Source organism: Actinoplanes siamensis (assembly GCF_016862395.1).
GTDB lineage: Bacteria > Actinomycetota > Actinomycetes > Mycobacteriales > Micromonosporaceae > Actinoplanes > Actinoplanes siamensis.
This window is the reverse complement of record NZ_BOMW01000026.1, coordinates 60,978-82,304: the sequence shown is the minus strand read 5'-3', so window position 1 is coordinate 82,304 and position 21,327 is coordinate 60,978. Positions and strand designations below refer to the sequence as shown.

Below are 21,327 nucleotides of genomic sequence, written 5' to 3'. Positions count from 1 at the left end.
AGCCGCCCCGCCGAAAGGAACTTTTATGGCATCCGCCAGGTCGCTGGCCGCCAGTGTCGCTGCGCTCGGTTTCGCGAGCACGGTTTTCGCTCCGCTGCCGGCCTTCGCCGCGACGCCCGGATCGAGTGCTTCGACGCACACGCGGCAGGTCGCGCCGGCGCCGTGCGGGCGGGCGGAGCGGTACGCGGCTCAGGCGGAGGCGGAGCTGCTCCGGGTCGAGCGGGTGGATCTCCGGGGTGGAGCGGCCCGGGAGGACGAGGCCGGGACAGCGAATCGGAAGGGCGGGGAGCGGCCATCCGCCGGGCCGGAGGGCGGGGAGCGGCCATCCGCCGGGGCCTCGGAGAGTGCGGAGGACGTGCTGGAGCAGCTCGACGATCGTTCGCCGGGCGCCGCGGGCCGGGGAACGCCAGGCAAAGACGTGGACCCCGCTGCAGGTGGCACCGGTGGGGGCACCCAGGTGGGCCGGTCCGGTTCGGGCGACGGCGCCCAGTCGATCGGCGGCGTCGGGATCGGGGCCGCGCGCAGTGTCATGATCGCGGATGCGCCAGTGAGGTCCGCGGCGTCCGGGCAGGTGCTGGACGGCCGGGTCGACGGGGCGCCCGCCGCCGGGCAGGTGCTGCAGCAGGCGCCGCCGACCCACGACAAACCGGTCGAGCAGCACAGCGGGCCGAAGCGGTTCGGGCCGATCCAGGTGGGCGGCGCGACGATGTCGGCGCACGCGCGCTGGGACCCGGCGATCGGCTGCGGGGCGGCTCGCGGGGAGATCTCCCGGTCCAGTACCGACTTGGAGAGCGTCACGCTGACCGGTGACCTGGTCCGCGTACCGGAAAAGGTCTCCAGCTCGACCAGCACGGCGCTGAGCCGTAGCGGCGGCGCGGCGCGGGCGAACGCCTGGGCGACCGTGAGCGCCGGGCGGATCGAGCTGGCCGGCGGCAGGGTGCGGATCCGGATGTTGCGCGCGCCGACCCTGCGGGTCGGCATGTCCGCCGCCGAGGGCGGCGAGGTCCGGTTCCAGCCCGCCGTGGTCGAGGTTTCCGGACCAGGGATTGCTCGTACGAGGCTGGACACGGGCAGTGACCAAGTTGACGTCGCGGTCCGTAATGTCGGGCGGGTGACCGAGTCGGCGACGGCGCCGGTACCGCCGCCCGAGAGGTCACCACTGCCGTCGATCCCCGGGTTGCCGGCCCCGTCGGGTGGCAGCGGTGGCGGGGCGCCGGTCACGGGTACCACGACCGGCGGCAAGGCGCCGACGGCCGGCACCTCGACGGCCGGCACCTCGACGGCCGGCACCTCGGCGGCCGGTGACGAGACGCCGGTGACGGGGACCTCCGCGGCCGGCGAGAAGGCGGTCGTGCGGGTGTCGCTCGGTGATGTGCGGCAGGCGTCGAAGGGGCACGCTCTGGCGGCCCGGGCCACCGCGATCAAGGTGTCGGTGCTGCGGCCGGGCAAGGCGGGGTACAGAGGGTCCACGGTGGTCGCCGAGCTCGGAATCGGGGTGCTGGAGGCGGCCGCGGTGGCTCCGGATCGGGGCCGGCGGACCGTGGCGACCGGGATTCCGGGCGGGACGTTGCCGGTCACCGGCCCGCCGGTCGTGCCGCTGCTGATCACCGCGGCCGGGCTGCTCGTCGGCGGGGTCTGCGCCGTCCTGCTCGGCTCTCGCCGCCGTCGCGGGGCCGCATAGGTGATCCTCGTAACCACATCGGACGGGTCGCTCCGACCACGGGTGGCGGTTCACCAAGGCCGATCATTGTGCGCCGCCCCGGTCGTGAACACCGGCGCGCGGACGCCAGGTCTGCCCCGGGGCGAAGCCGTCGCGACGTCGGTGCTCGGTGTGGACGATCCGGCCCCGACGCCGCCGGCCGGGAGACACAGCCGGCCGGGAGACCGCGGCCGGCCGGATCAGGTGGATCGCAGCGAACGGGCGTCGTCGAGGAGAGTCTCCGCTCGGTCGTAGGCGTCGGCGATCGCTTGCAGGAGATGCGCGGCGATCCCGGCAGCGGCTTCGGTCTCGGACGGCTCGGGGAAACCGCCACCGGTCAGCACGGTCAGCGCCTCGGCCGAGGTGAGAACCTCACCCAGAGCCGCCGCCAGGACATTTCGGGTGTGGGCCATCCAATCGGTGAGGGCGTCGGCCAGGTCGGCGGTGGCGGTCATGCGGCGGGACAGGCTGTCGGGACCCGCGGTGAGCTGCTCGGCGGTGCGGCGTCGGGCGGACTCGTACGCCTCGGCGGCTTCACCCGTCCAGGCACCGGCCGGCGGAAGCGCGTCAGCCGTGTCGACGCAGGCCTGAGCCTGGGCCCGGAGCTGCGGCGCGGCATCCGCCAAGGCGGCCGGGCGCAACGCGGCGACAGCGCGGACGGCGTCGCCCGGGAGCAGCCGCACGCGGCGCAGCTCGGACCAGACACCGTGCGCCTGCGGGGCACCCGCCGCGGAGAACACCTGGTCGACCCGGCTCAACAGCGGCTCGGTGGCGGCCAGCAGATCATCGAGCCGGTCCATCAGAGCCCTCGCAGGAAGCGGTGGCGGACCGCGTCGTCGGTGGCGGCGTAGTCCCGGGCGTTGCTGCGGACGGACTCGGCGAGATCCGACAGCCGGGTGGCCAGCTCGGCGGCCTCGTCGACCCGGGCCTGCAGGACCGCTGCCCAGGTTTCGTGCAGCCGGCGCCCGAGCCGGCCGGGGCGGCCGGTGTCGTCGGCGCCGAACGCCTCCGCGGCCGGCAGCAGCCGTGGCACCCGGTGGTCCACTGTGGCCAGGGCGGCGGCCGCCCGGTCGATCTGATCGGCGAGTCGGTCCATGTCAGAAGCCCTCCAACGAGCGGAACGAGCCGAACACCTCGGCGTGCAGCTTCTCCCGCGCCCAACGGGCCGCCTCGGTGGCGCTGGTGACGACCGCCTTCAGCTCGCGGGAGAACTCGGCGGCTTCGCGCCTGCTCAGGTCGTCGCGAACCCGGACGTCCACGATGTCGCCGGCCGCGGTCACCACCACCTCGATCGACTGGTCCGGCGAGTGCACCGAGACCTGGTGCGCCGCCACGGCCCTGTCGAACTCGGCGCGCAGCGTCTCGACGCGCTTGTAGCGATCGATCGCGTCGTCGATCCACGTCTCGTCGATCTCCCGGGCCATGCACCAGGCTCCTCACCACGAGTCATGCCGCCGTCGCGTTCCGGAACCCGAATCTACCGGGATCGCGGGGCCCGTGGCGTCCTCTGTGGATAACTCCCGGCCATGAACGCAACGCCACCACGATCCCTGTGGATAACCACGCTCGGTCACCTTCGGAAGCGATATAAGAAAGGGCAGGAGGCGGTGGTACGAGGTGGGCCCGGCGAACCGGAGGAAGCGGGAGGTGGGGGGAGCCGCGTAGGCGGACGGGCGACACGGTCCAGAACCTGATCAAGGAAGAAGCCAGGGGAGGAGCCGCGTAGGCGGACGGGCGCACGCCAGTGGCGCGCGGGCGGAGCGTGCGCAGGCGGCGCAGGCCGGAGCGGATTGTCGCGAAAGCCATACGGGCGGGCATGGACGCGGGCGAGCGCGGCGGGGCCGCGGATGACCGGTCCGGGAGTTCGTCGGGGGTGCGCAATACCATCGTCGGGTGAGTCATGGAGTGTTCTCGGACCTGGTCGGGCAGGACGAAGCGGTCGAGACGCTTCGGCGGGCCGCCGGGGCGGCCGCGCGCGTGGTGGCCGGGGAGCAGGTCGGCAGCGGGTCGATGACCCACGCCTGGATCTTCACCGGGCCGCCCGGGGCGGGGCGGTCGCTGGCGGCGCGGGCGTTCGCGGCGGCGCTGGAGTGTGAGCGGGACGGGGCCGGGTGCGGGGAGTGCCACGGCTGCCGCACCGTGCTCGGGAAGACGCATGCGGACGTGCGGTTCGTGGTCCCGGAGGGGCTGTCCATCGGCGTCGGGGAGATGCGGGCGCTGGTGTTGCGGGCGGCCACCGCCCCGTCGGGCGGGCGCTGGCAGGTCGTCGTGATCGAGGATGCCGACCGGCTCACCGAGGCCGCGGGGAACGCGCTGCTCAAGGCGATCGAGGAGCCGCCGCCCCGGACGGTCTTCCTGCTCTGCACGCCGTCCACCCATCCGGACGACATCTCGGTGACCATCCGGTCACGGTGTCGGGTGGTGGCGCTGCGCCAGCCGCCGGCGGACGTGGTGGCCGCCGCTCTGGTGGAGCGGGACGGGATGGCCGCGGACACCGCCTTCTGGGCGGCCGCGGCGGCGCAGGGCGACATCACCCGGGCCCGGCTGCTGGCCGCGGATCCGGAGGCCCGGGCCCGGCGGGAGGCCGTGCTGGCGGTGCCGAAACGGCTGACCGGCGTCGGCGCCTGCTTCGACGTGGCGGCGGCGCTGGTGCAGTCGGCCAAGGCGGAGGCCGCCGCGAGCGTGGTGGACTTCGACGCGGCCGAGCGTTCGGCGCTGGAGCAGGCGCTCGGGGCGGGCGGCACCGGGCGCGGGGCGGCCGGGGCGATGCGCGGGGCCGCCGGGCAGATCAAGGATCTGGAGAAGCGGCAGAAGTCGCGGGCCACCCGGGCGCAGCGGGACGCGCTCGACCGGGCGCTGGTGGACCTGGCCGGGTTCTACCGGGATGTGCTGGTCACCTCGCTGCGGGCGCCGGTGCCCGTGGTGCACGGGGACGTGGCTCCGCAGTCCGAGGCGGCGGCGCGGAAGTGGACGGCGGAGAGCACGCTGCGCCGCCTGGAGGCCGTGCTGGCCTGCCGCGAGTCGATCAACCAGAACGTCAAGCCGGAGATCGCCGTGGAGGCCATGATGCTCGGCCTCTGGAAGGGCTGAGCAGCCGCCCGACGCGGCGAAGAGGCTGCGCCGGCGGACGGTGCCGGCGCAGCCTGGTCTTCGTTGCCGGGGATCAGCGTGCCAGGTCGGCAGTCGGTGGGCCAGATCCCTGACGCGTCCGGCGAGGCGTCAGCGGGCCAGCAGGAACGTCTCGCGGACCGTGTCGTAGGCCGGCTTGGGCTGCAGGTTCTCGTCGTACAGCGTCGCCGAGCCCTCCCCGCTGAAGACGCCCGGCACCCACGAGTACTTGTCCGTGAAACCCCAGACGGTGTACGAGACGCAGCTCCTGGCCAGCAGGCAGGCCCGCAGCAGCAACCCGAAGCCCTCCGCCTGCGCCTGCACCTTCGCCGAGTCCGCCGGCAGCAGCATCCGCACGTCGACCTCGGTGAACGCGGTCTTCACGCCGAGCGCGTCGAAGCGCCGGACGTTCTGCAGGACGTCGCCGGGGAAGCCGTACTGGACGGCGAGGTGGCCCTGCATGCCGTAGCCGTGGACCGGCACGCCTTGGGCGCGCAGCCGCTTGGCCAGGGCATAGTAGGCGTCACTCTTCGCGTTCACGCCTTCGTTGTTGTAGTCGTTCAGGAACAGCAGCGCCTTGGGGTCGGCCTGGTGAGCCCAACGGAACGCGTCGGCGATATAGCCGGGGCCGAGCGCGCGCAGCCAGATGGTGTCACGGAGCGTGCCGTCCTCGTTGAAGACCTCGTTGGCCACGTCCCACGCCCAGACCCGGCCCTTGAAGTGGCCGACCTCGTCGAGGATGTGCTTGCGCAGCAGCGTGCGCAGCTGCGCGGGGCTGTAGGCGTCCTCGGTCAGCCAGGACGGGTTCTGGCTGTGCCAGACGAGGGTGTGCCCGCGGACGAGTTGGCCGTTCTTGCGGGCGAAGTCGACGAGCTGGTCGGCGGCGGACCAGTCGTAGACGCCGGGCTGCGGTTCGACGGCCTCCCACTTCATCACGTTCTCCGGGGTGACCGAGTCGAACTCGCGGGCGACGGCCTGCTGGTACGGCGCGTCGGCGGCGAGCGCGGCCATGTCGACGGCGGTGCCGACCCGTACGCCGGAACCGCGCGCCGCGGCCCGCTGCGGACCGTCGTCCACCGATGGGCGTGCGCCGGCCGGCGCTGAACCAGCCGGGTGGGCGCCGGGGGTGGACGGGTGAGCACTGGCCGGCGCGGAACCGGCCACGGCCAGGCTGACCGCCAGGAACGCGGCTATGCGACCGAATCTCATCTGATGCGCCTCCGAAAGTTACGGGGACTTGCCGAAACGTTATGCACAGTGCATTGATGTCGTCGACGTGTCCATCGGTGAATATCCGAGCATTCGCATGGAGCAGCAGCCGATATTCTGCCCTTGACGCCATAGATCACCGGCTCTAGGTTACGAAGATCTGTCCCGGAGATTTCCGAAACTTTCGGAGCGTGTGATGTCCACCAGACGCCAGGTCCTCGCTCTTTCCGCAGGCGCCGCGGCCGCCGGCGCGCTCTACGAGAGCCCGGCCGTCGCCGAGGGCGTGGGGCGGGAGAAACGCTGGATCGCCACCTGGGCGGCGGTCCCGACGACAATCCCGCCGGCCCCTCCCCTGGTCCTGGAGGATCAGACCGTGCGGCAGACCGTGCACGTCGGCGTCGGAGGCAGCCAACTGCGGATCCGCCTGACCAACGAGTTCGGCGAGACACCGCTGCGGATCGGCGAGGTCCGCGTCGCCCGGCGGCGGGTCACCTTCGGCGGCCGTACGGCGGTGACCGTCCCGGCCGGCGCGCCGATCGTCAGCGACCCCGTCGACCTGCGCGTCCCCGGCGGGACCAACCTGGTGATCAGCATGTACCTGCCGGACCGCACGCCGGTCACCACGCTTGCCGCGTTCGCCTTCCAGGACAACGTGATCGCCGACGGCAACGTGACAGCGGCCCGGGACGTCACGCCCACCGGCACGATCCAGCAGTACCTGTTCCTGTCCGGGGTGAGCGTGCTCGCGTCCGGCGGGGCGATCGTCACGCTCGGCGACTCGATCACCAACGGCGCGAACACCGCGGCGAACGCCAACCACCGCTGGCCCGACCTGCTCTCGGCGCGGCTGGGACACAGCCTGGGCGTGGCCAACGTGGGCGTCTCCGGGAACCGGCTGCTGCACGACCCGAACCCACCGGCCGGCAGCCCGGCGGTGGGGTACGCGGCGTACTTCGGGCAGAGCGCGCTGCGCCGGTTCGACAGGGACGTGCTGGCCCAGCCGGGCGCGAAGTTCCTGATCGTCCTGCTCGGGGTGAACGATCTCGGACATCCGGGCACGTCGGCGCCACTCGACGAGGTGGTCGGCGCGGACGATCTGATCTGGGGGCACCGGCAGTTGATCGCGCGGGCGCATCAGGCGGGGCTGCGGGCGTACGGCGCGACGGTGTTGCCCTTCAAGGACGACACGCTCGGGTTCTACAGCGCGGAGAACGAGCGCAAGCGGTCCACGCTCAACCGGTGGATCCGGACGTCCGGGGAGTACGACGCGGTGATCGACTTCGACGCGGCGGTGCGGGATCCGGGGGATCCGTTGCGCCTGCGTGCCGCCTATGACAGCGGCGACCACCTGCACCCCAACGACGCCGGGATGGCCGCGATGGCCGCCGCCGTACCTCTGCGGCTTTTCAGGATTTAGGGGTCTCGTCCAGATCCAGAACCTCGGCCATCTCCTCCAAGGCCGATGGCGAGGACTTCGATGACGAGCCCGGCGCTGAAGGCGAGCCGGAGGCGGAAGGCGGCGCGACCGGCCCGGAAGTCTCGGGAGACGGCGCGGCAGGCGAGCCCGACGCGGAAGCCTCAGGAGACGGCGAAGCGGAGGAGCCGGACGTAGCAGGCGCGGACGGTGCAGGCGTGGGCGGCTCGCCGACAAGATCGGCGAGGCGGGCCGCCACCGCGGCGGCGATCTCGTCGGTCGGCCGCGCCGCGTCCAGCACCAGGTACCGCTTCGGGTCGGCCGCGGCCAGGTCGAGGAAGGCGTACCGCACCCGCTCGTGGAACGCCTTCGACTCGCTCTCCAGCCGGTCCGCCCCCGCCCCCCGGGCGCCGACCCGCCCCAGGCCCACCCCCGGGTCCACGTCCAGCAGCACCACCAGGTCCGGCTTCAACCCGCCGGTGGCCCAGGACGACAGCCAGGAGATCTCCTGCACCGGCAGGGTCCGCCCGGCCCCCTGGTAGGCCAGCGAGGAGTCCACATACCTGTCGCTGATCACCACCGCGCCCCGGGCCAGCGCCGGCCGGACCAGGGTGGCCACGTGATGGGCGCGGTCGGCCGCGTAGAGCAGCGCCTCGGCCCGGGGCGACGGCCCGTCCTCGGAGTGGTCGAGCACCAGCCCGCGGATCCGGCCACCGAGATCCGTGGCTCCCGGCTCCCGGGTCACCACCACGTCCCGGCCTTCCGCCAGCAGCTTGTCGGCCAGCCGGGTGACCTGCGTCGACTTGCCGGCTCCCTCACCGCCCTCGAAGACCACGAACACCCCGGTGCGGACGAACTCCTCCGGCGGGGCGAGTGGCCGCCCGCGGACCGAGCCGATCAGGTCGGCCAGGATCGGCACGCCCTTCTTGTCGTCCATCTGCCGGAACGAGCCGATTCCCACCCAGATCCCGACCGCGCCGGCCACCAGCAGCAGCACCCGCGTGGACGAGACGTCCACGCTGGCCACGCCCAGGTCGAGCCGGCGGGAGCTGCCCAGGCCGACCAGCAGGCCGGCCAGGGTGATCGCGAGCAGCAACACCATCCGGACGCCGATCTGCACCACGGCGAAGACCCGGCCGCGGACCGCGTCGTCCACCTCGCCGTAGAGCAGGGTGGTGCCGGCCAGGAAGGCCATGCCCGCGCCGGCGCCCACCAGCAGCGCGCCGACCAGGGCCATGGACAGGTGGAAGGCCAGGCCCAGGAACATCACCGAGCCGCTGGCCAGCACGATGTTCATGCCGAACCAGCGGCGCCGGGACAGCTCCTTGACGATCATCGGGCCGAGGCCGATGCCGACCGCCAGGCCCAGGAAGATGGTGCCGAAGAGCAGGTAGAACGCGGCCTCGCCGGCGCCGAGCGAGGTGGCGTAGGTGCGGGCCGCGCCGATCACCACACCCCCGGCCGCGAACGCGCCGAAGATGCCCAGCACCAGGCCGCGGACCAGCGGGGTGCGTCCGATGTACTTCCAGCCGTCCAGGAACTGGTGGAACATGCTCTGCTCGGCGGCCTGCTGGCGTTCCGCGCTCTTACCGCCGATCTCCCGGATGCCGAAGAACACCACGAGCGCGGTGGCCAGGCGGGACAGCGCGTTCAGGTACAGCGCCAGCTGCACCGGCTGCGCCCAGTCGGGCAGCGCGACGCCGGAGTGCTGGACGCCTGCGGTCAGCGCGGACAGGCCGAGGGCGGCCAGGATCGGGGTGATGCCGTACGTCGTGACCAGCGTCAGCTGGTTGGAGACCTCGATCTGGGACTTGTGCTGGAGCAGGTTCGGAACCGCGGCCTCCTTGGCCGGGATCCAGATCAGCGTGATCGTCTCGCCGACGAACGTGGCGATCGTCGCCCACGTCACGACCAGCGCGGGTGACGCGCCGACCAGCGCGACCACCGGGATCGAGCCGTAGAACACGAATCTGATCAGGTCGGTGATCACCATCGTGTACCGCCTGTCGAACCGGTCGGCGAACACGCCGGCGATCGGCCCGAGCAGCAGCGCCGGCAGCAGGCGGACGGCGATCGTGCCGCCGAACGCCGCGCCCTGCGCCGCCGAGTTGCTGAACTGCGCGGACGCGAAGAGACCGGTGGCCAGCAGGCCGATCCAGTCGCCGAACGAGGCGGCGCCGAGCACCAGCCAGAGGCGGCGGAACGGGCGGATCCGGAGGACGGAGCGGAGCGCGGCCGCGCCCGATAGGTCGACCGGCGCGGTCTCCTGGCGGCTTTCCGTGTTGATGGCCCTACCTCCCCGTGGTCACTGCTCGGAGCACTGTATCCGCTCGCCGCAGGTCACCGGCGTTTCGCACCATCGAGTGGAGCAGAGATGAATGTCTTTCGCATTGATTCGCATCGGGATAGCGTGCCGGTGTGCTCACCGACCGCAACACTCTGCGCCAGCGACTGGAGACGGCCACCGACCACCTGGAGACCCCGATCGCGGTGGTCGACCTGGCCGCGTTCGACGACAACGCGGACCGCCTGACGACCCGTGCGGCCGGCAAACCGATCCGGGTGGCCACCAAATCGGTGCGCTGCCGGGCCCTGCTGGAACGGGTGCTGGCCCGGCCCGGGTGGCGCGGTGTGATGGCGTACACACTTCCTGAGGCGATCTGGCTGGTGCGCCACGGGGTGACCGACGACGCGCTGGTGGCGTACCCGACAGCGGACCGGGCCGCGCTGCGCGAACTGGCCGGCGACGAGAAGCTGGCCGCGGCGATCTCGCTGATGGTGGACCACCCGTCCCAGCTGGATCTGGTCGACCGGGTGTCGCGGCCCGCGAACCGCCCGCCGGTACGGCTCTGCCTGGAACTGGACGCCTCCTGGAAGCCGGCCGGTCCGCTGCACGTGGGCGTCCGCCGCTCCCCGGTGCACTCGGCCGCGCAGGCCGGCGCGCTGGCCCGCACGATCTCCGCCCGGCCGGGGTTCCGACTGGTCGGGCTGATGTGCTACGAGGCACACATCGCCGGGGTCGGTGACGACCCGCCGGGCCGCGCGCTGCGCGCCCGCGCCATCCGGCTGATGCAGCGCCAAGCCTTCCCGGAGCTGGTCGCCCGCCGGGCCGCGGCGGTGCGGGCGGTCCGGGCGCACACCGACCTGGAGTACGTCAACGGCGGCGGAACCGGCAGCGTCGCGGCGACCAGCGCCGATCCCGCGGTCACCGAGGTCACCGCGGGTTCCGGCCTCTACGGGCCCACCCTGTTCGACGCGTACCGCAGCTGGCGGCCCACCCCCGCGGCGTTCTTCGCGCTCTCCGTGGTCCGCCGCCCGGCGCCGCGGATCGCGACAGTGCTCGGCGGCGGCTGGATCGCCTCCGGGCCGGCCGAGGCGTCCCGGCTGCCCCAGCCGTACCTGCCCGAGGGCCTGTCGTTCAGGGGTGACGAGGGGCCCGGCGAGGTGCAGACGCCGCTGCTGGGTGCGGCCGCCGAGCGGCTGCGCCCGGGCGACCGGGTGTGGTTCCGTCACGCCAAGGCCGGCGAACTGTGCGAGCACGTCAACGCAGTGCAGCTGATCGACGGCAGGACAGCCACGCCGACCCCGACGTACCGGGGCGAGGGCCATGCCTTCCTGGGCTGAACCCGCGGGGACCGGCTCAGGCCTGGACGTGCCGGTGCAGATACTCCCGGATCAGTGCCTTCGCCTCGCCCAGCACGGCCTCGTCCCCGTTCTGGTCGCGCCGGAACGCCAGCTTGATCAGCGCGTCGGCGGCCTCCACCGAGATCTGCAGCGCGAACCGGACCCGGGCCCGGTCGATCGGCTGGAACTGCTCGACCAGCAGCTCGGCGAGTCGCTCCGCGATCACCGCGTTGTTGTCCCGGTCCGAGTCGAGCAGGTGCAGGTCGACGACGTCGCCGAAGTGCAACGTGCGGAAACCCGGAACGCTGCGGTGCATGTGGATGTAGCCGTCTATGGCCGCGTCCACCGCGTCCCACCAGTGCGTGAACGTCTCCGCCGCGAACCGGTCGGAGAGGCTCTGCAGGTAGGCGTCCATGTTGCGCAGCGCCAGGGCCTGGACGATGGCCCGTTTGTCCGGGAAGAACTGGTAGACCGAGCCGATGGCGACCTCGGCCCGCTCGGCCAGCAGCGTGGTGGTCAGGCCCTCGTAGCCCACCTCGTCCACCAGCTCGGCGCAGGCATCGAGCATGCGCTGTACCCGGGCAACGCTTCTGCCCTGCACCGGAACCCGCCGCAGCGGTCCGGTGCTGACGGTTGGTGTCGACACGCGTCGCCACTCCCTCTCAGCGTTTATAAATCGAACGTTACTCGGATCAACGAGCGAGGCGCATCGACGGGACGCCAGGTGCTGGTGTCCGCTCGGACGGAGGACAAAAGCCGGAATGACTACACCCGTTGACGCCCGCCGGTGGACGAACTGGGGCCGGAACCAGCAGTCCGTCGCGGAGGTGCTCACTCCCGCGAGCATCGACGAGGTGGCCGCCATGGTCAGCGCCGCGGCGCGGGACGGCCGGCGGATCAAGGTGGTGGGGAGCGGGCACTCCTTCACCGCCATCGCGGTCGCCGACGACCGGCGGATGCTGCTGCACCGGCTGAACCAGCTGGTCTCGGTGGACGGGCCGCTGGTCACCGTACAGGCCGGGATGCCGCTGTCCACACTGAACGTGGTGCTCGACCGGCACGGCCTGGCCCTGCCGAACCTGGGCGACATCGACGCGCAGACGGTGGCCGGCGCGATCTCCACGGCCACCCACGGCACCGGCATCGCGCACTCCACGCTGGCCTCCAGCGTGGAGGCGGTGACCATGGTGACCGCGAGCGGCCGGATCGAGGGGTACGACCGGACGTCCCCCGAGTTCCCCGCCGCCGTGGTGGGCCTGGGCGCGCTCGGCGTGCTCGTCGAGGTGACCCTGCGCTGCGTGCCGGCGTTCGTCCTGCTCGCCGACGAGAAGCCGATGCCGCTGCCGGACGTGCTGGCCGGCATCGAGGACTGGGTACCGGCCAACGATCACGTGGAGTTCTTCTGGTACCCGTACACCGCCCGGGCCCAGGTGAAGATCAACAACATCGTTCCCGAGCACGACCGGCCGCTGCCGCGGTTCCGTGGCTGGCTGGACGACGAGTTCCTGTCCAACACGGTTTTTCAAGGTGTCTGCAAAATCGGTCAGAAGATGCCGGGCGTGGTGCCGGCTCTCAACTCGGTCGCCGCCCGGGCACTGAGCCCGCGTAGCTACACCGGCCGGTCCGACCGGGTCTTCTGCAGCTCCCGGCGGGTGCGCTTCACCGAGATGGAGTACGAGATCCCCCGCGCCGCCCTGCCCGAGGTGATCGACGCGCTGCCCCGGCTGATCGAGGCGCTGCCGTTCAAGGTGCTGTTCCCGGTCGAGGTGCGGTTCACCGGGCCGGACGACCTGTGGCTGTCGCACGGCTACGGGCGGGAGTCCGCCTACGTCGCCGTGCACCAGTACCTCGGCTGCCCGTACGAGCCGTACTTCCGGGCCCTGGAGGCGCTCTGCGAGCCGCTGGGCGGGCGGCCGCACTGGGGCAAGCTGCACTACCGGACGGCGGCGGACCTGCGCCCGGCGTACGAACGCTTCGACGACTTCCTCGCCGTGCGGGACCGCCTCGACCCGGCCCGGGTCTTCACCAACGACTACCTGGACCGGGTCCTCGGGAACTAGCTCACTCCTTGGCGGCCGTGGCCTTCTTCGGAGCGGCCGCCTTCTTCGCCGGCGTGGCCGCCTTCTTCGCGGCGGCGGCCGTCTTCTTGGCCGGAGTCGCCTTCTTCGTCGCGGCGGCCTTCTTGGCGGGCGCCTTCTTCGCCGCCTTCTTGACCGGACCCTTCGCCCGCTTCTCGGCGATCATCTCGATCGCCTGCTCCAGGGTCAGTTCCTCGGGCGTCTGCCCGCGCCGCAACGTCACGTTGGTCTCGCCGTCGGTCACGTACGGCCCGAACCGGCCGTCCTTGACCAGCAGCGGCTTCTCCGACACCGGGTCGACCCCGCCCAGGTCGCGCAGCGGCGGCTTGGGCGCGCCGCGCTGGCCCCGCACCTTCGGCGTGGCCAGCAGCGCGAGCGCCTCGTCCAGGCTGATGGTGAAGAGCCGCTCCTCGCTCTCCAGCGAGCGGGAGTCCTTGAGCCGGGAGATGTACGGCCCGTACCGCCCGTTGCGCGCCACGATCTCGTTGCCCTCGGCGTCCTTGCCGACCACCCGGGGCAGCGTCAGCAGCTGCAGCGCCTGCTCCAGCGTCAGGGTCTGCGGCGACTGCGAGGCGAACAGCGACGAACTGCGCTCACCGCTCTGCACGTACGCCCCGAACCGGCCGGACTTGAGCAGCACCGGCTCGCCGGTCACCGGGTCCTCGCCGAGCGTCCGGTCCCCGTTGCCGGCGAGGAAGAGCTCCTCCACCTTCTCCGGGGTCAGCTCGTCGGGGGCCAGCCCCTCCGGGATCGACGCGCGATCCTCGGCCGGCTCCTCGCCCTCGGCTACCTGGGCCGCCCTGCGCTGCAGGTACGGCCCGAACTTGCCGACCCGGACGACGACCTGCCGGTTCTGCTCGTCGGTGAAGAGCGGGATCGAGTTGACCTCGCGCGCGTCGATCGCGCTGAGGTTCTCGGTCACCATCTTCTTCAGGCCGCCGGCCTTGGCGATCTCCTCGTCCGCCCCGCTGGCCTGGCTGCCGAAGTAGAACGAGGTGAGGAAGTCCAGCTGGGTGCCGTCGCCGGCGGCGATGTCGTCGAGCTGCCCCTCCATGGCCGCGGTGAAGTTGTAGTCCACCAGCCGGGGATAGTGCCCCTCCAGCAGGCCGATCACCGCGAACGCCAGGAACGACGGGATCATCGCCTGGCCGCGCTTCTCCACGTAGCCGCGGTCCTGGATGGTCTGCATGATCGACGAGTACGTGGAGGGACGGCCGATGCCCAGCTCCTCCAACGCCTTGACCAGCGAGGCCTCGGTGTACCGCGCCGGGGGCGTGGTGTGGTGGCCGACCGCGTTCAGCTCGTCGGCGGTCAGCGCCTGGTCCTTCACCAGGTTCGGCAGGCGGCGCTCGGCGTCCTCGGCCTCGGCGTTCTCGTCGTCGGAGGACTCCACGTAGGCCCGGAGGAAGCCGGGGTCGGTGATCGTCTTGCCGGACGCGGAGAAGTCGGCCTCCTCGTTCGCCGTGGAGACCGCCCGGATCCGGACGCTCACCGAGTTGCCGACCGCGTCGGTCATCTGCGACGCGATGGTGCGGCGCCAGATCAGCTCGTAGAGCCGGAACTCTTCGCTGCTCAGCTCCTTGGCGACCTCGCCGGGGGTGCGGAAGTTGTCCCCGGCGGGGCGGATCGCCTCGTGCGCCTCCTGCGCGTTCTTCGCCTTGGTGGTGTAGCGGCGCGGCTGCGGCGGAACGTTGTTCGCCCCGTAGAGCTCGGCGATCTGCCGCCGGGCGGCGGCGACGGCGGTCTCGGAGAGGTTCACCGAGTCCGTACGCATGTAGGTGATGTAGCCCTTCTCGTACAGGCTCTGCGCGGTGCGCATCGTCTGTGCCGAGGAGGTACGCAGCTTGCGGGCCGCCTCCTGCTGCAGCGTGGAGGTGATGAACGGCGCGTACGGCCGGCGGCGGTACGGCTTCTCCTCGACGCGGGTGACCCGGAACGGGCTGCCCTGCAGCCGGGCGGCCAGCCCGCGGGCGCCGGCGGCGTCCAGCTGCACCGCGCCGGATCCCGGCCGGAGCTGCCCGGTGGTGGGCTCGAAGTCCTTGCCGGTGGCGATCCGGTCGCCGTCCAGCGCGATCAGCGTGGCCGGGAAGGAGCGGGCGCCCTCGGCCGGGCCCTGGACCGAGAGCTGGGCCAGGATGTCCCAGTACTCCGCGGTGCGGAACGCCATGCGCTGGCGTTCGCGCTCCACCACGATCCGGGTGGCGACCGACTGCACGCGGCCCGCGGACAGGCCGCGCATCACCTTCTTCCACAGGACCGGGCTGACCTCGTAGCCGTAGAGCCGGTCCAGGATGCGGCGGGCCTCCTGCGCGTCGACCAGGGAGCGGTCGATGTCGCGCGGGTTCGCCACGGCCGCCTGGATGGCCGGCTTGGTGATCTCGTGGAAGACCATCCGCTTGACCGGCACCTTGGGCTTGATCGTCTCGACCAGGTGCCAGGCGATCGCCTCGCCCTCGCGGTCCTCATCGGTGGCGAGGAAGATCTCGTCGACCTCCTTGGCCAGCTTCTGCAGCTTGGCCACCTGCTGCTTGCGGCTGTCGGAGACCACGTAGAGGGCGTGGAAGCCGTTGTCGACATCGACGCCCAGGCGTGCCCACGGCTGCCCCTTGTACTTCGCCGGGACCTCGTCGGCGTTGCGCGGCAGATCACGGATATGGCCGACGGAGGCCTCGACCAGATAGTCGGGGCCCAGATAACCGGCGATCGTCTTGGCCTTCGACGGGGACTCGACGATGACCAGACGGGTCGTCCTGGTGTCACTCGGCACGGCACTCCCAGTTGTTTCGATCCTCGGCGCTCCCCGTTGTCGCACCCGGCGAGGCACAGATGTTCAACGTAACGCGCCGGACAAGCACTCATTCCCGGGCAACCCCGCAGTCGGATGGTAACGGTCCGGCCACCGCACGCGTCCGACCGCGACACCGTACACCGGGAGGACACTGTTATGTCGGACACAATCCAGGAAGATCATGCACCCGCGCCGCCCGGCCACGACTCCGGCGGCGCCGCCTCGGGACGGATTCCGACCAGTTCGGCGAGCCGGATCAGCCTTCGACGACCGGTGATGAGATACGACCGTCCGTCTTCCGACACCCGCCCGGCCAAACCGGCCCGGACCAGCGCGGCGTCGATCGCGCGGGCGTCCTTGGCGGGGTCCAGGCCGAGCCGGAAGCCGCCCGGCCGGGGCGATCCGGCGGCGGCCACCCACAGCCGCAGCCGGGGACCGGAGAGGAAGAGCTGGGCGGCGGCGTCCGGCCAGGCGGCCGCCAGGGCGTTCAATCTTCGGGAGTACGCCGTACGCACCTCGAAACGGGGCACCGGAGTGTCGAGAATCTCCTCTTCCCCGGGCGTTTCCCCGGGGCCGGGCGACTCGGCCCGTACCTCGATCGAGTCTTGATCTTGATCTCGCGGTTTCTCCTCCGGCACCGGCGCCCAGGTGGCGGTCAGGTTCCGCGCGACGAACTCGGCGACCAGCACGTGCACCCGCCACGCCTCCTCGACGACCACGGACACCCGGGCCGTCCCGCCGATGCGCCCCAGCCGGCCCGGACCGGCCAGCAGCCCGGCGAGATCGGCCGGCGACGGCTCGATCGTCTCCGCGCCGAACATCGACAGCTGGCGGCCACCCGGGGTCCCGGGCACGCCGCGCTGGTGCGGACGCCGCTCCACAGGTATCGGCGGAGGCAGGGTCTCGCGCGGTATGAGCGGCCACCCGGTCTCGGTCATTGACACTCGGGCAGCGACTCGAAGGCGTCTCTGAGCTCCACCGAGTCCAGCTTCGAGGTGTCCAGGCCGCTCTTGTCGTACTCCGTGTTCAGCCGGTCCACCACCTTGCCGACCTCGGTGTAGAACGTGGCGGCCGGAGTGGTGGTGAGCGCCTCGATGCCGTCGTGGGCGTTCCGGTACGCGTCGCGCATACCGGCCAGCGAGCCGACGAAGGCCGCGGCGATCTCCGGCCCGTCGGTGACGTCCGGCGCCCCGGCCCGCTCCACGCCCGCCCGAGCCGTCTCGCTGGCCGCCCGGGCGCCCTCGAAGAGCCGGGCGAGGTTCTCCTTCGCCTGGCCGGGCGTGGTGCGCGCGGTCATCTGCTGCTGGGTACGGGTGGTCATGGTGCTGATCTCGCTGCGCCACGGAGCCAGCGCGGTGCACACCGAGGCGGCCCAGGCCTCGGCGTTGTGCCCGGAGGAGCAGGCGCCCAGCGGCACGGCGAGCACGAGGACGAGAGCGAGGGAGATCGTTCGGACCACGCGCATGGGAGCAGCGTACGGCCTCCGCGGGGCACTCCACACACCTCGATCGAGTCAATGGGAACGGGCACCCGGCAAGCGCCGGGTGCCCGTCGTGGACACCAGCGGGACTCAGCCCACGTTGTCCTTGATCCGCGCCTGCCGCTCGTCGTGCGCGGCCCGGGCGGTGTCCGCGGCGCCGGCCGCGGCCGCCTGCGCCGAGTCGTCGCCCATCGAGATCGGCTTGCGCTTGCTCCAGACCACCGCGGAGGTCACGATCGCCACCGCCACGATCGCCACGGTCACCCGCAGCGGCGTGTTCGCGTCGTTGCCGACGCTCCAGGTCACCACGGCCGGGGCGATCAGCAGCGAGACCAGGTTCATCACCTTGATCAGCGGGTTGATCGCCGGGCCGGCGGTGTCCTTGAACGGGTCGCCCACGGTGTCGCCGATCACCGTGGCGGCGTGCGCCTCCGAACCCTTGCCGCCGTGCGCGCCGTCCTCGACCAGCTTCTTGGCGTTGTCCCAGGCGCCACCGGAGTTGGCCAGGAAGACCGCCATCAGCGTGCCCGCGCCGATCGCGCCGGCCAGGTACGCCGCCAGCGCGCCGGCGCCCAGCCCGAAGCCCACCGCGATCGGGGCGGTGATCGCCAGCAGACCGGGGGTGAGCAGCTCGCGCTGCGCGTCCCGGGTGCAGATGTCGACCACGCGCCCGTACTCCGGCCGCTGGGTGCCGTCCATGATCCCGGGGAACTCGCGGAACTGCCGCCGGACCTCCATCACCACGGCGCCCGCCGAACGGGACACCGCGTTGATCGCCAGGCCGGAGAAGAGGAACACCACCGCCGCGCCGATCAGCAGGCCGACCAGGCTGCGCGGGTTCGCGATGTTCAGCAGCTGGTAGATCTCACCCTGCACGTCGGTGATCCCGGCGTCGCCGAGCGAGCTGGCCAGGCTGTTGGTGTACGACCCGAACAGCGCCGTCGCGGCGAGCACCGCGGTGGCGATCGCGATGCCCTTGGTGATCGCCTTGGTGGTGTTGCCCACCGCGTCCAGCTCGGTGAGGATCTGCGCGCCCTTCTCGTCGATGTCGCCGGACATCTCCGCGATGCCCTGCGCGTTGTCCGAGATCGGGCCGAACGTGTCCATCGCCACGATGACACCGACAGTGGTGAGCAGACCGGTGCCGGCCAGCGCCACCGCGAACAGCGACAGGGTGAGCGACGTGCCACCGAGCAGGAACGCGCCGTAGACGCCCGCGCCGATCAGCAGCGCCGAGTAGACGGCGGACTCCAGGCCGACGCTGATGCCGGCCAGCACGACGGTGGCCGCGCCGGTCGCCGACGACTTGCCGATGTCCCGCACCGGACGCCTGTTGGTCTCGGTGAAGTAGCCGGTCAGTGCCTGGATGGCGGCGGCCAGCACGATGCCGATCACGACCGCGCCGATCGCCACGAGTTGCGGGTTCCGCCCGCTGTCCACGATGTCCTTCGCGATCCCCGCGTCCTCGAACCCCGCGAAGGTGGCGGGCAGGTACAGGAACGTGACCACGGCCACCGCGACGGCCGAGACCAGCGCGGAGATGTAGAACGCCCGGTTGATCGCGGTCAGGCCGTTGCGGTCGGACGGCCGCAGCCGGGTGATGAACACACCCAGGATCGCGATCACCACGCCGACCGTCGAGACGATGAGCGGGAAGATCAGGCCCTTCTCGCCGAACGCGGCCTGGCCCAGGATCAGCGCGGCGACCAGGGTCACCGCGTACGACTCGAACAGGTCGGCGGCCATGCCGGCGCAGTCGCCGACGTTGTCGCCCACGTTGTCCGCGATCGTCGCGGCGTTGCGCGGGTCGTCCTCGGGGATGTGCTGCTCCACCTTGCCGACCAGGTCGGCGCCGACGTCCGCGGCCTTGGTGAAGATGCCGCCGCCCACCCGCATGAACATCGCGAGCAGCGCGGCGCCGAAGCCGAATCCCTCCAGCACGGTCGGTGCGTCGTTCTTGAAGATGAGCACCACCAGCGCACCGCCGAACAGGCCCAGCCCCACGGTGAGGAAGCCGACCACGCCACCGGTGCGGAACGCGATACCCATCGCGGTCTCCCGGCCGCCGGGCGCACCCGCCGCCGCGGCCACCCGCAGGTTGGCGCGCGTCGCCAGGGCCATCCCGGCGCCGCCGATGAACGAACTGAAGACCGCTCCGACGATGAAGAAGAGCGACCTCCCGATCTTCACCCAGGTCTCGTTGTCGGTGTCGTGCACCGGCAACAGGAACAGCAGCACGACCGCGATCACCACGAACACGGCGAGCGTCTTGAACTGCCGGAAGAGGTACGCCGACGCGCCTTCCTGCACGGCGCCGGCGATCTCCTGCATGTTCTTGGTGCCCCGGCCGGTGCGCAGCACCGACTGGACGAACATCGCGGCGAAGCCCAGCGCGATCAGGGCGAACACCAGCGCGACGATGACGAATACGACGTTGGATCCGCTCAGGGACACTCCGCCACCCTCGGCGGCGAGGTCTATCGAGGTCCCGGACATCAATGTCCTCCTACCTACACACCGACCGCACCCGGACAGCGGACGAGACCACCCGGGCGCGTTCCCCGGGGGAGCCGGGGAACGAACGACCAGACCCGCGGCCGCGGGTCCAGCGAGTAGCTGACAACTCGCGTACTGTATAGGCCCCACGTGGCGGCCGTCACATCGCGCCCCTACCGTGTCGCGGTGATGTTCACCGCTGTGTTAAAGCTGGGAAGGATGGGTATTCACGTCGGTTGATCTTTTTCCTGGCCGGAGCTTTCCCTGAGTCGGCTATCCGGAAAAAACGAAATGTCGTGATTCAGGATAGAGGGCAGGTAAGGATCGCCCGGCGTACACACCGGGCCGGGCCGGCAAGATCAACTCTTTGGAGTCAGAATCTTCAAGGCGTACGCGGCGACGGGTGCGGGTCTTCGCTTCCGCTGAGGTCGCCGGCTGTGCGGAACCTACGCCGCGTTCTTCAGGCTGTGGGTGGCCGCGGCGGGTCGCGCGGGCGCGTTACGGCTCGTCGTGCGTGACTGTTGCGGCCACACCGGGCGTGGGCGCCTGCGGGCCGAGCTCAGCGGCGGGCCACCGGCCAGACCATGCGGACCTCGGTGCCCGGACCGTCCTCGACCGGGCGCACCTGCAGATCGTCCACGAAGCCGGCGAGCAGCGCGAACCCGACGCCGGTGGTGAGATCGTCCTCGGTCAGAGACTCGGCGGCGAGCTCGTCCGGCGGGAGCTTGGTCAGGCCGATGCTCGCCTCGATCGGGGCGTGGTCGATGACCCGGACCGTGTACGACCCGGAGTCCGACATCTCCACGGTGACCAACTCGGTGAGCCCGTACTGCCGATGCAGGGCGACGGCCCGGGTGCAGGCCTCGCCGATGGCCAGACGCACCTCGTCCAGCAGCGCCTCGTCCACCCCGGCCCGCCGGGCGACCGCCACGCCGACCAGCCGGGCGGTGCGCACATGCACCGGCGCCGGCGAGAAGGACAGCCGAACCGTAGCCATCACGAAGCGGGACCGCTGCCGTCGCGTTCGGTGGCGGCCTCGACAGTCGGGAAGATCGGGAAAACCTGGTCCAGCGCGGTGATCCGGAAGATCTTGAGCAGCGGCTCCTTGGCGCAGACCAGTCCGAAGGTGCCCTGCGCGGTCCGCAGTCGTTTCAGAGCGCCGACCAGCACGCCGAGACCGGTGGAGTCGAGGAACTCGACCCGCTCCAGGTCGACCACCACGTCCCGGGCGCCGGCGTCGACCAGCTCGATCAGGCGCTCACGCAGTCGGGGAGCGGTGTAAACGTCGACCTCGCCACCGACTTCGAGCACCGTGTGCTCGGCGACGGTGCGGGTCGCCAGCGACAGCTCCATCGGTCCTCCTCCCTGATCTCCCCCGCGAATCTAACCACCGACCGGTGGTGGGCGACGCGTGGCACCCACCGTCCTACC

General features: G+C 71.6%; 17 protein-coding genes. 5 read left to right on the top strand and 12 right to left on the bottom strand.

From position 1 onward, the window contains the following. The first annotated feature begins 25 nt into the window (after positions 1 to 25). Positions 26 to 1,681: a hypothetical protein gene (locus Asi03nite_RS14125; RefSeq protein WP_203679956.1), complete on the top strand. Its 1,656-nt coding sequence runs from the start codon at positions 26 to 28 to the stop codon at positions 1,679 to 1,681. A 218-nt stretch (positions 1,682 to 1,899) separates the two neighbouring features. Here Asi03nite_RS14125 and Asi03nite_RS14120 read toward each other — a convergent pair whose 3' ends face one another. The 3 genes from Asi03nite_RS14120 to Asi03nite_RS14110 are packed head-to-tail and all read right to left on the bottom strand — an operon-like array spanning position 1,900 to position 3,123. Continuing rightward, positions 1,900 to 2,499 (bottom strand): hypothetical protein, encoded by a 600-nt coding sequence (locus Asi03nite_RS14120; protein ID WP_203679954.1) that lies wholly within the window; start codon positions 2,497 to 2,499, stop codon positions 1,900 to 1,902. Next, positions 2,499 to 2,795, bottom strand: a complete 297-nt coding sequence (locus tag Asi03nite_RS14115) for a type VII secretion target (RefSeq protein ID WP_203679952.1) — start codon at positions 2,793 to 2,795, stop codon at positions 2,499 to 2,501. The genes Asi03nite_RS14120 and Asi03nite_RS14115 overlap by 1 nt, the downstream gene beginning before the upstream one ends. Position 2,796: 1 nt before the next feature. Continuing rightward, positions 2,797 to 3,123, bottom strand: a complete 327-nt coding sequence (locus tag Asi03nite_RS14110) for a YbaB/EbfC family nucleoid-associated protein (protein ID WP_203679950.1) — start codon at positions 3,121 to 3,123, stop codon at positions 2,797 to 2,799. Positions 3,124 to 3,592: 469 nt separating this feature from the next. Here Asi03nite_RS14110 and Asi03nite_RS14105 point away from each other — a divergent pair, with 469 nt between their 5' ends. Continuing rightward, on the top strand, positions 3,593 to 4,789 hold the full coding sequence (locus tag Asi03nite_RS14105) for a DNA polymerase III subunit delta' (protein WP_239102675.1): 1,197 nt from the start codon (positions 3,593 to 3,595) through the stop codon (positions 4,787 to 4,789). Between the two features lie 129 nt (positions 4,790 to 4,918). Here the strand turns inward: Asi03nite_RS14105 and Asi03nite_RS14100 are convergent, their stop codons facing one another. Further along, a complete protein-coding gene (locus Asi03nite_RS14100) occupies positions 4,919 to 6,016 on the bottom strand; it encodes an endo-1,4-beta-xylanase (RefSeq protein ID WP_203679948.1) in 1,098 nt (365 codons plus the stop codon). Between the two features lie 196 nt (positions 6,017 to 6,212). On the opposite strand from Asi03nite_RS14100, the gene Asi03nite_RS14095 reads away from it, so the two are divergent. Continuing rightward, positions 6,213 to 7,433: an SGNH/GDSL hydrolase family protein gene (locus Asi03nite_RS14095; RefSeq protein ID WP_203679946.1), complete on the top strand. Its 1,221-nt coding sequence runs from the start codon at positions 6,213 to 6,215 to the stop codon at positions 7,431 to 7,433. Here Asi03nite_RS14095 and tmk read toward each other — a convergent pair. Beyond that, complete coding sequence (tmk, locus tag Asi03nite_RS14090) at positions 7,423 to 9,615, bottom strand: dTMP kinase (RefSeq protein WP_239102674.1); 2,193 nt, start codon at positions 9,613 to 9,615, stop codon at positions 7,423 to 7,425. The genes Asi03nite_RS14095 and tmk overlap by 11 nt on opposite strands. A 233-nt stretch (positions 9,616 to 9,848) precedes the next feature. On the opposite strand from tmk, the gene Asi03nite_RS14085 reads away from it, so the two are divergent. After that, complete coding sequence (locus Asi03nite_RS14085; protein WP_203679944.1) at positions 9,849 to 11,054, top strand: amino acid deaminase/aldolase; 1,206 nt, start codon at positions 9,849 to 9,851, stop codon at positions 11,052 to 11,054. A gap of 16 nt (positions 11,055 to 11,070) precedes the next feature. Here the strand turns inward: Asi03nite_RS14085 and Asi03nite_RS14080 are convergent, their stop codons facing one another. After that, positions 11,071 to 11,700: a TetR/AcrR family transcriptional regulator gene (locus Asi03nite_RS14080; protein ID WP_203679942.1), complete on the bottom strand. Its 630-nt coding sequence runs from the start codon at positions 11,698 to 11,700 to the stop codon at positions 11,071 to 11,073. A gap of 115 nt (positions 11,701 to 11,815) precedes the next feature. Between Asi03nite_RS14080 and Asi03nite_RS14075 the strand changes: the two genes are divergently transcribed. Beyond that, positions 11,816 to 13,114 (top strand): D-arabinono-1,4-lactone oxidase, encoded by a 1,299-nt coding sequence (locus Asi03nite_RS14075; RefSeq protein WP_203679940.1) that lies wholly within the window; start codon positions 11,816 to 11,818, stop codon positions 13,112 to 13,114. A 1-nt stretch (position 13,115) separates the two neighbouring features. On the opposite strand, the gene topA is transcribed toward Asi03nite_RS14075, so the two are convergent. The 6 genes from topA to Asi03nite_RS14045 all read right to left on the bottom strand — a co-directional run bounded on the left by topA (position 13,116) and on the right by Asi03nite_RS14045 (position 21,249). Then, entirely contained in the window at positions 13,116 to 15,899 is a 2,784-nt protein-coding gene (gene topA / locus Asi03nite_RS14070) for a type I DNA topoisomerase (RefSeq protein ID WP_203679938.1), read from the bottom strand. 200 nt (positions 15,900 to 16,099) lie between these two features. Then, a complete protein-coding gene (locus Asi03nite_RS14065; RefSeq protein WP_373872114.1) occupies positions 16,100 to 16,741 on the bottom strand; it encodes a hypothetical protein in 642 nt (213 codons plus the stop codon). A 113-nt stretch (positions 16,742 to 16,854) separates the two neighbouring features. Continuing rightward, on the bottom strand, positions 16,855 to 17,385 hold the full coding sequence (locus Asi03nite_RS14060; protein ID WP_203679934.1) for a hypothetical protein: 531 nt from the start codon (positions 17,383 to 17,385) through the stop codon (positions 16,855 to 16,857). Between the two features lie 105 nt (positions 17,386 to 17,490). Further along, positions 17,491 to 19,896 (bottom strand): sodium-translocating pyrophosphatase, encoded by a 2,406-nt coding sequence (locus Asi03nite_RS14055; RefSeq protein ID WP_203679932.1) that lies wholly within the window; start codon positions 19,894 to 19,896, stop codon positions 17,491 to 17,493. Positions 19,897 to 20,455: 559 nt separating this feature from the next. Further along, positions 20,456 to 20,896 carry an ATP-binding protein gene (locus Asi03nite_RS14050; protein ID WP_203679930.1) on the bottom strand — a complete coding sequence of 147 codons (441 nt, stop codon included), beginning with the start codon at positions 20,894 to 20,896 and terminating at the stop codon, positions 20,456 to 20,458. Then, positions 20,893 to 21,249, bottom strand: a complete 357-nt coding sequence (locus Asi03nite_RS14045) for an STAS domain-containing protein (protein WP_196417014.1) — start codon at positions 21,247 to 21,249, stop codon at positions 20,893 to 20,895. The genes Asi03nite_RS14050 and Asi03nite_RS14045 overlap by 4 nt, the downstream gene beginning before the upstream one ends. Positions 21,250 to 21,327: the final 78 nt, after the last annotated feature.